This is a genomic window from Micromonospora sp. LH3U1, assembly GCF_028475105.1.
GTDB lineage: Bacteria > Actinomycetota > Actinomycetes > Mycobacteriales > Micromonosporaceae > Micromonospora.
Genome location: NZ_CP116936.1, coordinates 2,878,512 through 2,892,130 on the forward strand (window position 1 = coordinate 2,878,512; position 13,619 = coordinate 2,892,130).

Here is a 13,619-nt window from a genome sequence, read left to right on the forward strand (position 1 = left end):
CGCGCCCGGTCCCCGGAGGAGCACCATGAGCATCGTTCCGCCAGCGGCACCCGCAGCCGCAGCCGCCACCCAGGGGGCGGGCACCCTGTCCGAGCTGATCGCCTGGCAGGCCGCGCTGACCCCCACCGCGATCGCGGTGAGCAGCGACAGCGAGCGGCTGGACTACGCCGGGCTGGACCGGCGGGCCAACCAGCTCGGGCGGTACCTGGCCGAGCTGGGCGTCGGTCCGGAATCGCTGGTCGCGGTCAACCTGGACCGCGGCGTCGACCTCGTGGTCGCGTTGCTGGGCGTGTGGCGTGCCGGTGCCGCGTACCTGCCGCTGGACCCGACCCACCCCGCCGAGCGGCGGCGGCGGCTCCTCGCCGACAGCGGGGCCGGAGTGCTGCTCACCCGCAACGCGCTGCGCGACGAGGCGACGCCCGGCCAGGTGGTCTGCCTGGACGCCGACCGGGCGCGGATCGCGGCCTGCCCGGACACCGCCGCGGTGCGGTCACCCGACCCGGACTCGGTGGCGTACGCCATCTACACCTCCGGGTCCACCGGCCAGCCCAAGGGAGTGCTGATCACCCACCGTGGAATCGGCAACCGGGTGACCTGGACGATCCGGGAGCACGGCCTGGGCCCTGGCGACCGGGTGCTGCAAAAGACCTCGGTCAGTTTCGACGCGGCGGGCTGGGAATTCTTCGCCCCGCTGGCCAGCGGCGGCACCGTGGTGCTCGCCCCGGACGGGGCGCACCGGGATCCCGCCGCCCTGGTCGCCGCGGTCATCCGGCACCGGATCACCGTCCTACAGGGAGTGCCGTCGGTGTTCGGTCGGCTGGTCGACCAGCCCGGCTGGGCCGACTGCACCAGTCTGCGACTGGTCTTCTCGGCCGGGGAACCGTTGCACGCCGACCTGTGCCGGCGGCTGGCGGTCACGCCCGACGTGCGGGTGTGGAACACCTACGGCCCCACCGAGTGCGCCATCGACGTGACCGCCCACCCGGTGGACACGGCACAGCCGACCGGGCCGGTGCCGATCGGACGTCCGCTGCCCGACGTCCGCGTCCAGGTGCTCGACGCCGACCGACGACCGGTGCCGGTGGGTGTGGTCGGCGAGCTCTACGTCGGTGGGGCCAACCTGGGCCGGGGCTATCTGCACCGGCCGGACCTGACCGCCGAACGGTTCGTGCCCGACGAGTACGGGCCGCCCGGCGCCCGCCTCTACCGCACCGGCGACCAGGTCCGGTGGCGCGGTGACCGGAGCCTGGAGTTCGTCGGTCGAGCTGACCACCAACTCAAGGTCAACGGCGTACGGATCGAACCGGCCGAGGTGGAGGCCGTACTCGCCGCCCACCCGGACGTCCAGACGGCGGTGGTGGTGGGCTACACCGACCCGGCCGGACGCCGGCAGCTCGCCGCGTACGTCGCCGGACGGCGGTCACTCGACCCGGCGGCCCTGCGCGCGTTCTGCGTCGGCCGGCTGCCCGAGGCGCTGGTGCCGGCCGTGTTCCAGCCGGTGGCGGAGTTCCCGCTCACCGCCAGCGGCAAGATCGACCGGTCCGCCCTGCCGGCAATCGACCCTCTCGACCGGCCGGCGCTGCGTCCACCGCGGACCGCCGCCGAACGGACGGTCGCGGCCATCTGGCGGGACCTGCTCGACGTCGACCAGGTCGGCGTCGACGACGACTTCTACCAACTCGGCGGCTCCTCACTGGTGACGCTGATGTTGGAGAGCCGGCTCAGCGGGGCCAGCGGCACGGTGACGCTGCGCGACCTGCTCACCCACACCACCGTCGCCGCGCAGGCCCGGCTGGTGGAGGCGGCCACCCCGGCGGACTCGCCGGTACTGCCGGTGGGACGCGACCGGCCCCTGCCACTCTCCGCCGCCCAGCACCGGCTCTGGATGCTCGACCAGCTCGATCCGGGCAGCAAGGAGTGGGTCGTCCCCGTGCACGTACGGCTGCCCGCCACCATCCACCCCGACCACGTCCGGGCGGCCCTGCACGCGCTCGAGGCACGGCACGAGCCGTTGCGCACCCGCTATCTGGTGGTCGACGGCGTGGCCCGGCAGCAGGTCGTGCCGCCGGGAGCGGCCGACCTGGAGGTGCGCGACGTCAGCCACGGCGGATTGCCCGAACTCATCACCGCACAGCTCGGCCAGGGCTTCGACCTGCACACCGGCCCGCTGTGGCGGGCAGGACTGGCCACTGCCGCCGGCCGCGATCACCTGCTGGTGCTGGCCGTGCACCACATCGCGTCCGACGCCGGCACCGCCGAGGTCCTCGAACGGGACCTGCGCAAGCTGTGCGACGCCGCCGCCCAGGGACGGCCGGCCGACCTGGCGGAGCTGCGGGTGCAGTACGCCGACTACGCGGTCTGGCAGCAACGACACCTCACCGACGACGTCGTCGCGCGGGAGTTGGCGTACTGGCGGGAGACGCTGGCCGGGATGCCCCAGCTGGAGCTGCCGCTGGACCATCCGCGCCCGGCCCGGCGGGACGCGCAGGGCAGGATGCACGGCTTCACCGTCGCGGCGGAGGTCGCCGGCGCCCTGACCGAGCTGGGTCGGCGCTGCGCGGCCAGCCCGTTCATGACCCTGCTCACCGGCTTCGCCACGGTTCTCGCTCGCTACACCGGACAGTGGGACGTGCCGATCGGCACGCCCACCTCGGGGCACCGGCCCGCCGAGCTGGACCAGACCGCCGGGATCTTCCTCAATCCGGTGGTGCTGCGCTGCACGCTGGACCCGGCGTCCGGCTTCACCCAGGCCGTCCGGGAGGTCCGCGACCGGACCGTCGCCGCCCTGGCCCACCAGGACCTGCCCTTCGACCGGGTGGTGTACGACCTGGTCGGCGAGCGGGACCTCTCCCGCACCCCCCTCTACCAGGTGGCGCTGAACTACCAGGAGGGCGGGATCACCGGCCGGGTGGCCGACGACCCGCTCACGATCGACGCGCTGCGGCAGGCGTCCACCGTGGCCAAGACCGACCTGACCGTGCACCTGTGGCCGCAACCGGACGGCTCGCTCGCCGGCGCCGTCGAGTACGCCACCGCGCTGTTCGACGAGGCAACCGTGCGACGACTGGCCGACCACTTCGTCCGGCTGCTCCGCGCCGCCGCCGACCAGCCGGACGCCCGCCTGGACCAGCTCGACCCGTTCTCGGCCCAGGAGCGGCACCGGCTGCTGCACGAGTGGAACGGGCCGACGGTGCCCCGTCCCGCCACCACCGTGGTCGACCTGTTCGAGGCACGCCGCGCGGCGACACCGCAGGCCGTGGCGTTGCGCCACGGCCACGCGCGCACCAGCTACGCGGAGTTGGACGACCGGGCCAACCGCTTCGCCAACCACCTGCGCCGGTCCGACGTGGCACCGGGCACGACCATCGCCGTACTGCTGGGGCGGGGACCCGACCTGGTCGCCGCGATTCTCGGGTGCTGGAAGGCGGGTGCCGCCTGTCTTCCGCTGGATCCCTCGTACCCGGCCGAGCGGATCGGCCACCTGCTCGACACCGCCAGCGTCGGCCTCGCCGTCACCGACTCGCGGTACGCCGACCGGTTCGGAGTGCCCACCCTCCAGGTGGACACCCACCGGCTGATGGTCAGTGCCGAACCGCCCACCGCGCCGGCTCGCGACCTCGAGCCGGCGCAGACGGCGTACGTGCTGTTCACCTCCGGATCGACCGGCCGCCCCAAGGGGGTGCTGCTCTCCCACGCGGCGGTGACGAACTTCCTGGCCTGCGCCACGGAGACCGAGGCGCTCGGCGACCGGGGCGGCCGCCCGGCCGGCGGCGGGGCCCCGCTCTTCTCCACCATCGCCTTCGACCTGTCGATCTCCAACCTCTGGGGGCCGCTGGTGGCCGGGCAGCCGGTGACCCTGCTTCCGCAGGAGTTCGACCTCACCCAGCTCGGCGCACTGCTGCTGGCCGCCGGCCCGTACGACCGTTTCATCATGACGCCGCCGCACCTGGAGCTGCTGGCCGCGCAGGTCGACGCCGCGCAGGCGCAGCGGCTGGCCGGTCAGCTCTGGGTGGCCGGTGGGGTGCTGCGCCGGTCGGTGGCGAACCAGTGGCTCGACCTGCTCGGTCCGGGCGGCTTGATCAACTCTTATGGCCCGACCGAGACCACCGTGATCATGTCGGCGTACCCGGTGGTGGCACCACAGACCAGCGAGATCGTGCCGATCGGCCGGCCGATGGCCAACACCGTGGTGCGGATCCTGGACGACGCGATGCGGCTGCTTCCGGTCGGCGCCGTCGGCGAGCTGTACATCGGTGGTGCGTGCCTGGCCACCGGCTATCTCGGGCAGCCAGGGCTGACCGCCGAGCGCTTCGTGCCCGACCCCTTCGGCCCGCCGGGCGCCCGCCTGTACCGCAGCGGCGACCTGGGCCATTGGCGGCCCGACGGCACGATGGCCTTCGTCGGTCGGGTGGACGACCAGGTCAAGGTCCGCGGCTACCGCATCGAACCCGGCGAGATCAGCGCCGTCGTCGCCCAACACCCTCGGGTACGCGACTGCGTGGTCCTCGCCCACCAGGACCGCCTGGTCGCCTTCTACTGCGGCGAGGCCACCGACCTGGCCGCGTACTGCGCCCGGCAGTTGCCCGACTTCATGGTGCCGAGTCTCTTCGTGCCGGTGGAGCGGATCCCGCTCAACGCCAACGGCAAGGTGGACCGCGACGCCCTACGCGGCCGGCTCGACGCGGCGCTCGCCGACGGCACCGCCGACCCCACCGAGTTCGTCGCACCGCAGACCGTGGTCGAAAAGCGGGTCGCCGCGAACTGGGCGGAGCTGCTCGACGCGCGGATCGGCGCGACCACCGACTTCTTCCTCCTGGGCGGCCACTCGGTGCTCGCCGCCCGGCTGATCGCCGGGTTGCAGGAGGAGTTCGACCTCGACCTGCCGATCCGGCTGGTGTTCGAACACCCCACGGTGCGCGCCCAGGCGATCGCCATCGAAGACCTGATCCGAGCGGAGGTCGACGCGCTGGACGCCGCCGACCTCACCCACGACCTTTCGCGATCCGAGGAGTACCCGGCATGACCAGCATCGCCAACGAGCCGAACCTGCGTGAAGAACTCGTCCAGCGTCGGCTGGTCGGCCGTCGTACCGGCCGCCGGGACCGGATTGCGACCGTTGACCGGTCGGGGGAGCTGCCGCTGTCGTACGGCCAGCAGCAGATGTGGTTCCTCAACAGGCTGGACCCCACCAGCGCCGAGTTCCTGGTCTCCCACGCGCTGCGGCTGCGCGGGCAGCTGGACGCCGACGCGCTGGCCCGCGCCCTCGACGCCCTGGTCACCCGGCACGAGATCCTCCGCACCCGCTACGCCCTCGCCGGCACCGCTCCGGTCCAGGTGATCGACCCGCCCACGCGCCGCGACCTGCCGGTGGTGGACCTGACCGACCGGCCCCGCACCGAGCGGGAGGCGGCGCTCGACGCGGTGCTCGCCGACACCGCGCTGACCGGATTCGACCTGGCCCGGGACTGGCCGGTGCGGGCCGCGCTGGTCCGGCTGGACGCCGACGAACACGTGCTCGCCCTGGTGCTGCACCACATCGCCTGCGACGCGCCGTCCCTCGCGGTGCTCACCGGTGAGCTGGCCGAGCTGTACGCCGCCCTCCGGGCCGGCGTCGAGCCCTGGTTGCCGGCGCCCGCCGTGCAGTTCGCCGACTTCGCCGCCTGGCAGCGCGGCCGACTGCGCGCCGAGCCGGTGGCCCGGTCGCTCGACTACTGGCGCGACCAACTCGCCGGGCTGACGCCGGTGGAGCTGCCGGCCGACCGGACCCGGCCAAAGAGCCGGGACTGGCGCGGCTCGTCGGTGCCGTTCACGCTGACCGCCGAGCTCTCCGCCGCGTTGCGCGGCGTCGCACGCGACGCTGGCACCACCGTCTTCGTCACCCTGCTCAGCGCCTACCAGGTGCTGCTGTCGCGCTACACCGGCCGGACCGACCTCGCCGTGGGCACGGTGTCGTCCGCGCGCAGTCGCGCGGAGCTGCACAACCTGGTCGGGTACGGCATCGACAACCTGGTGCTGCGGGCCCGGTGGAGCGGCGACCCCTCGTTCGCCGCACTGCTGGAGCAGACCCGGGACACCGTGCTGGGCGCGTTCGACCACGCCGATGCCCCGTTCGCCCTGCTGGCCGACGAGCTGGAACCGGAGCGGGATCTCTCCCGGACGCCGCTCTACCAGGTCGCGTTCACCCTCCAGTCCGAGCCGCCCACCACCGACTGGCCCGGGGACCTGAGCGTGGAACCGGTCGAGCTGCCCCTGCGGTCGTCCAAGGTCGATCTGACCCTGCACATGATGGAGGGCGCCGACGGCGGGCTGCGCGGCCGGATCGAGTACGCCACCGCCCTGTTCGACCCGGCCACCGTCGAGCGCGCCGCCGACCATCTGGTGCGGCTCCTGCAGCAGGTGGCGGCCGACCCGACGGCCCGACTCTCCGACCTGGCCATCCTCGGTGCCGCCGAGCTGGCCGTGGTGACCCGGGGGCCGGTCACCGCGGACCCGGTCACCGGCACCGTGCACGGCGTCTTCGAGGCGATCGCGGCCGCCCACCCCGACGCGGCGGCGCTGACGGTGGGCGACACCACCCGTAGCTACGCCGAGCTGAACGCCGACGCCAACCGCCTCGCGCACTGGCTGCGCCGGCACGGTGCCGGACCCGAGCGGCTGGTCGGGGTGCAGCTCGACCACGGCCCCGAACTGGTTCCGGCCCTGCTCGGCGTGCTCAAGTCCGGCGCGGCGTACCTGCCCCTCGACCCGGCCTCGCCGGACGAACGGCTCGACTTCATGATCAGCGACGCCGGGGCCGAGATCGTGGTGACCACGACCGCCCACCGCGACCGGTTCGCCGACTTCGGTGGGACCGTGGTGTTGCTGGACGACCCGGACCTCGCCGCGGAGCTGGCCGCCCAGCCGACCGCCGACCCGGCCGTGCCGATGGACGTGGACAACCTCTGCTACGTCATCTACACCTCGGGCTCCACCGGCCGCCCCAAGGGCGTCGCGGTGGCCCACCGGCAGGTGCTGCGGCTGCTGACCGTCACCGCCGCCGACTACCGGTTCGGCCCGGACGACGTGTGGACGCTGCTGCACTCGTACGCCTTCGACTTCTCGGTCTGGGAGATCTGGGGCTGTCTGCTGCACGGCGGTCGACTGCTGGTGGTGCCCCGGGCGCTGGCCCGATCCCCGCAGGAATTGCTCGACGAGCTGATCGCACACCGGGTCACGGTGCTCTGCCAGACGCCCACGGCGTTCCGCGCGCTGGTCCGACTGGCGGCCGAGGGCGACGCTCGGGTGGACCGGCTCGCCCTGCGGGTGGTGACCTTCGGCGGCGAGAAACTGGACTTCGCCGAGCTGGCACCGTGGGTGGCCAGCCGTGGCGTGGACGCGCCGCAACTGATCAACATGTACGGGATCACCGAGACCACCGTGCACACCACGTACCACCGGGTCGTCGACTCCGAGGTGGGCGGTACGGCCAGCCCGATCGGCGTACCGCTGTCGGACCTCACCGTCCACCTGCTCGACGCCGACGGCCGACCGGTGCCGATCGGGGTTCCGGGTGAGATCCACGTGGGCGGCCCGGGTGTCGCCCGCGGCTACCTCGGTCGCGCCGAGCTCACCGCGCAGCGGTTCGTGCCGGACCCGTGGGGGCCGGCCGGTTCGCGGCTCTACCGCAGCGGCGACCTCGCCCGACGGCACGCCGACGGGCGGCTGGAGTTCGTCGGACGCATCGACCACCAGGTCAAGATCCGTGGCTACCGGGTGGAGCTGGGCGAGATAGAGGCGGCCCTGACCGTCCTGCCCGGCGTCCGGGACGCGGTGGTGGTGCTGCGCGAGGACAACCCGGGCGACCAGCGGCTGACCGCGTACCTGGTGGCCGATGACAACTCGACGTTGCTGCGCCCCTCGCAGTTGCGCGCGGCGCTGGGCCGGACGCTGCCGGACTACATGGTCCCGGCGGCGTTCATGCCGCTGCCCCGGATCCCGCTGACCGTCAACGGCAAGCTCGACCAGGCCGCGCTGCCCGCCCCGGGCCGTTCGGTGGCCGCCGTCGACCGGCCGTATGTGGCCCCGCGCACCACTGTGGAGCGACAGCTCGCCGACATCTGGACCGCCACCCTCGGGCTGGACCGGGTCGGCGTGCAGGACGGCTTCTTCGACCTCGGTGGCGACTCCATTCGCGCGGTGGCACTGGCCGGCGCGTTGCGGGCGGCGCACCTCGACGTGGAGGTCCGGGACATCTTCGAGCGGCGTACCGTCGCCGAGCTGGCCGAACTGCTCACCGCGCGGCCGGCCGCCGAGCCCGAGCCGACGGTCGCCCCGTTCGAGCTGGTCGGCGAGGCGGACCGGGCCGCGCTGCCCGTCGGCGTGGTGGACGCCTACCCGTGCACCCAGGGACAGCTCGGCATGCTGGTCGAGCTGCTGTCCGACACCGAGCAGAACCCCTACCACAACGTGACCAGCTACCAGGTCCGTGGCGAAGGGGAGTTCTCCCTGGACGCGCTGCGTGCCGCCGCGGCACTGCTGGTGCGCCATCACGAGGTCCTGCGTACCTCCTTCGACCTGACCAGCTATTCGGTGCCGATGCAGCTGGTGCACGCCACGGCCGAGCTGACCGTCACGCACGATCACAGCCGTGCCACCGAGCGGGCTGAGCTGGACCGGGAGCTGCGCGAGCACATCGCGGTCGAGCGGAGGCGTCTGTTCGACCTCGATCGCCCGTCGCTGCTGCGGCTGCACGCCAGGACCTGCGCGGACGGCAGTTGGTGGCTCACCATCACCGAGTGCCACCCGATCCTGGACGGGTGGAGCTACCACTCGCTGATCATGGAGTTGGTCCGCGACTACCACCAGATCCGGGCCGGAGAGCCGCTGTCGCCGCGGCCGAGCCCGTCGGTGCGGTTCGCCGACGCCGTCGCGGCCGAACGGCGGTCGGTCACCGGCGACGCGGACCGGGCGTTCTGGCGTGGCGTCCTGGCCGGTCGAGCCCGTCACGACCTGCCCACCGGTTGGGGTGACCCCGACGCGCCGGAGGGTGCCAAGCACGAGCACTGGGTGCCGGTGCAGGACCTCGAATCCTCGCTGCGCGACCTGGCCCGGCGCCTCGGCGTGCCGTTCAAGTCGATCATGCTGGCCGCGCACCTGAAGGTGATGAGCCAGCTCACCGGCGTGGAGCGGTTCTACACCGGCCTGGTCTGCAACATCCGCCCCGAGGCAGCCGGCGCCGACCAGGTGTACGGCATGCACCTCAACACCGTGCCGGTCGGCTACGACGGGCCGGCTGCCACCTGGGAGGAGCTGATCCAGCGGACCTTCGCCGCCGAGGTGGAGCTGTGGCCGCACCGGCGCTACCCGCTGTCCACCCTGCAACGGGAGGTCGGCGAGGACGCCCGCATGCTCGACGTGCGGTTCAGCTTCCACGACTTCCACCAGATCGATGCCGACTACATCGACTACGCCGAGTCCATCGACGACAGCCCCACCGAGTTCCCGTTGGGCGTGTTCAGTCGGCTCGGCTTCCTCACCTTGCAGGCCAGCCGGCGGCACGTCGGCCACGACGCCCTGCGCCGCCTGGGCGCGATGTACCGGGTGGTGCTGGAGGCGATGGTGGCGGATTCGGGTGGGGATGCGCGGCTGGTGTGTCTGCCGGCGGGTGAGGTGTCGGTGGTGTTGGCCGATGGCGCTGGTGTGGTGGAGCCGTTGTCGGGGTCGGTCCTGCGGTGGTTCGAGGAGCAGGTCTCCCGGGTGCCGTCGAACGAGGCGGTCAACGGTGTGTCGTTCGCCGAGTTGGACGCGCGGGCTGTGGCGTTGGGGTCGTGGCTGGTCTCGCGGGGTGTTTGCCGGGGTTCGGTGGTGGGGGTGTTGCTGGATCGGGGTGTCGATCTGGTGGCCGCGCTGCTGGGTGTCTGGAAGGCGGGAGCGGCGTTCGTGCCGCTGGACCCGTCGTATCCGGCGGGCCGTGTCGAGGCCATGCTTGCCGATGCGGGCGCGTCGGTGCTGGTGACGTCCCCGGGACACGTGGATCGCTGCCCCGGTGGTGTCGAGGTGTTGACCGTCGATTCTGTGCCGCCGGTGGAGTCGGTGGTGTTGCCGGGTGTGGTGGATCTGGATGATTTGGCGTATGTGATTTTCACGTCGGGTTCGACGGGTCGGCCGAAGGGTGTGCAGGTTACGCATCGGGGTTTGGCGAATCATATTCGGTGGGCGTCGGTGGAGTTGGCTGGTCGTGGTTCGGGTGGGTGTGCTGTTTTCTCGTCGGTGGCTTTTGATTTGCAGGTGCCGAATGTGTGGGCGCCGTTGGTGGTGGGTCAGCGGGTGTTCATGGTGGATCAGGATCTGGATTTGGCGGAGTTGGGGTCGACGTTGTCGGCGGCGGGGCCGTTTAGTTTCTTGAAGTTGACGCCGGGTCATTTGGAGGTTTTGGGTCGGCAGTTGTCGGATGAGCGGTTGGCTGGTTTGGCGCCGGTGGTGGTGGTGGCGGGTGAGGGTTTGCCGGCGGCGTTGGCGAATCGGTGGTTGGGCATTCTGGGTCCGGGGAATTTGATCAATGAGTATGGGCCGACGGAGGCGTCGGTGGGTACGTGTGTTTTTCCGGTGCGGGTGGAGCAGACGTTGCCGGTGGTGCCGATTGGTCGGGCGTTGCCGGGTATGCGGATGTTCGTGCTTGATTCGTTCATGAATCTGGTGCCGGTGGGTGTGGTTGGTGAGTTGTTCGTCGGTGGTGTGGGTGTCGCGCGGGGTTATGTGGGGCAGTCTGGTTTGACGGCCGATCGTTTTGTGCCGGACCCGTTCGCCTCGGTGGGGTCGCGGTTGTATCGGACGGGGGATCTGGTTCGTCGGTTGGCCGATGGTGTGGTCGAGTTCGTGGGCCGAGTTGATCATCAGGTGAAGGTCCGTGGTTACCGCATCGAGTTGGGTGAGATCGAGTCGGTGATCGGCGCGGTGCCCGGCGTGCGTGATGTGGTGGCGCTGGTGCAGGGCGACGAGTCGCGACTGCTGGCGTTCTACGTGCCGGACGGCCCGGACGTCGAGCTGGCTGCCCGGGTGCGGCAGGAATGTGCGAGTCGACTGCCGGAGTACATGATCCCGGCGGATCTGATCGTGGTGGAGTCGATTCCGCTCAACGCCAACGGCAAGGTCGACCGGGCCGCTCTCGTGGCGTCGGTGACCGGTGGCGGGCGGGTGCACGTGGAGCCGCGTACCGACCTGGAGCGGCAGCTCGCGGAGATCTGGGCACGCGTGTTGAACCTGGACACCGTCAGCGTCACGGACAGCTTTTTCGACCTTGGCGGGCACTCGATCAGCGCCATCGCTCTCGTCGGCGCGCTGCGTACGGCCGGGATCCCCGCATCGGTGCGGGATGTGTTCCTGCACCGGACCGTCGCCGCGCTCGCCGCGAACCTTGAAGCGGAACAGGCCCCCGTCGAGCCGGAGTTCCAGCCGGTGGCCCCGTTCGCGCTGCTCGACGACGCCGATCGGGCCGCCCTGCCCGCCGGCCTCACCGACGCGTACCCCATCGCCCAGGTGCAACTCGGCATGCTGGTGAAGACGATGGCCGACACCGAGCGGCACACCTACCACAACGTTTCAGCCTTCCCGATCCACGACGAGCAGCCGCTGGTCCCCGACGCGTTGCGCCGCGCCGTGCAGACCGTCGTCGACCGGCACGAGATCCTGCGTACGTCGTTCGACCTGAACGGCTACTCGGTGCCGCTGCAACTCGTGCACGCCGAGGTGCCGATCGAGGTGACCGAGCTCGACCTGCGTGGCCCGGACGCCGAGGCCCGGATGAGCGCCTTCATGGCCGCTGAACGGGCCAACCCGTTCGCGCCGGACCAGGTCCCGCAGATGCGCGTCGCCGGTGCGGTCGGCGAGGGCAACGCCTGGTGGTTCGTACTGACCATGTCGCACGGCATCCTCGAAGGCTGGAGCCACCACTCCCTGCTGATGGAGATCCTGGACAACTACCGGCGGCTGCGGGACACCGGTGCTCCGGTGCCCGTCGACGCGTTGCCAGTGCGCTACGCCGACTTCGTCGCCGCGGAACTGGCCTCGCTGACCTCCGCCGAGGACGAGGCGTACTGGCGGGGCGTCGTCGAGCACCCGCGCTTCGCGTTGCCCACCGGGTGGGGTGCCCCCGAGTCCGACCCCCAGTTCCAGTGCGGCACCCGGGTGCCGCTGCACGACCTGCTTGACGGGCTCAGGGACCTGGCCAGCAGCACCGGCACCGCACTGAAGAGCGTGCTGCTTGCCGCGCACCTGAAGGTGATGAGCCAGCTCACCGGCGAACTCGTCTTCACCAGCGGCCTGGTCTGCCACGGGCGGCCCGAGGTGACCGGCGCGGACCGGGTGTACGGCATGCACCTGAACACGTTGCCGATCGTGCACCGTGGCCCGGCTGCCACCTGGGCGGAGCTGATCCGGCAGACCTTCGACGCCGAGCTGGAGCTGTGGCCGCACCGGCACTACCCGCTGCCGTCGGTGCAGCGGTTCACCGACGGCGCCCGGCCCATCGAAATCCTCTTCAACTACCTCGACTTCGCCCAGGTCGACACCGACCGGGTTGGCGTCGACGACGCCGTCTACGAGGCGTCAAGTGAGTTCGACCTGCACGTCTCCACCCTGGACGGAACGCTCAGCATCCTCAGCGACCCCCACGTCGTCAGCTACCCCAACGTCCTGCGCCTGGGCGCCATGTACCGGGCGGTGTTGGAGGCGATGGTCGCGGACTCGGGTGGGGACGCGCGGGCGGTGTGCCTGCCGGCGGGTGAGGTGTCGGTGCTGTTGGCCGATGGCGACGGTGCGGTGGAGCCGTTGTCGGGGTCGGTGCTGAGCTGGTTCGAGGAGCAGGTGGCGGCGGTGCCGGCGGGCGAGGCCGTCAACGGGGTGCGGTTCGCGGAGCTGGATGCGCGGGCGGTGGTGCTGGGGTCGTGGCTGGCCTCGTCCGGCGTTTCCCGGGGCTCTGTGGTGGGGGTTTTGCTGGATCGGGGTGTCGATCTGGTGGCCGCGATGCTGGGGGTGTGGAAGGCGGGCGCGGCGTTCGTGCCGGTGGACCCGTCGTATCCGGCCGGTCGGATCAGCTCGATCCTGGCGGATGCCGGTGTGTCTCATGTGGTGACGTCGGCCCGCTATGCGGATCGGTTCCGGTCCGGGGTAGAGGTATTGGTGGCCGAGCGGGCTGTGGAGTCGCAGCAGCCGGTGGTGCTACCGGGTGTGGTGGATCTGGATGATTTGGCGTATGTGATTTTCACGTCGGGTTCGACGGGTCGGCCGAAGGGTGTGCAGGTTACGCATCGGGGTTTGGCGAATCACATTCGGTGGGCGTCGGTGGAGTTGGCTGGTCGTGGTTCGGGTGGGTGTGCTGTTTTCTCGTCGGTGGCTTTTGATTTGCAGGTGCCGAATGTGTGGGCGCCGTTGGTGGTGGGTCAGCGGGTGTTCATGGTGGATCAGGATCTGGATTTGGCGGAGTTGGGGTCGACGTTGTCGGCGGCGGGGCCGTTTAGTTTCTTGAAGTTGACGCCGGGTCATTTGGAGGTTTTGGGTCGGCAGTTGTCGGATGAGCGGTTGGCTGGTTTGGCGCCGGTGGTGGTGGTGGCGGGTGAGGGTTTGCCGGCGGCGTTGGCGAATCG

Annotated in this window: 2 protein-coding genes (1 of these 2 only partly in view); both read left to right on the forward strand. The window is 71.3% G+C overall.

Annotated features, from left to right (window positions below; all coding sequences use genetic code 11):
* The first annotated feature begins 25 nt into the window (after window positions 1-25).
* Window positions 26-5,023, forward strand: a complete 4,998-nt coding sequence (locus tag PCA76_RS13080; protein WP_272617963.1) for a non-ribosomal peptide synthetase — start codon at window positions 26-28, stop codon at window positions 5,021-5,023.
* Window positions 5,020-13,619, forward strand: partial view of a non-ribosomal peptide synthetase gene (locus PCA76_RS13085; RefSeq protein ID WP_272617965.1) — the start only. Its footprint extends 14,665 nt past the window's final position; 8,600 of the gene's 23,265 nt are visible here — the first part of the coding sequence; it begins with the start codon at window positions 5,020-5,022; the stop codon falls past the right edge of the window. Before PCA76_RS13080 ends, PCA76_RS13085 begins: the two co-directional genes overlap by 4 nt.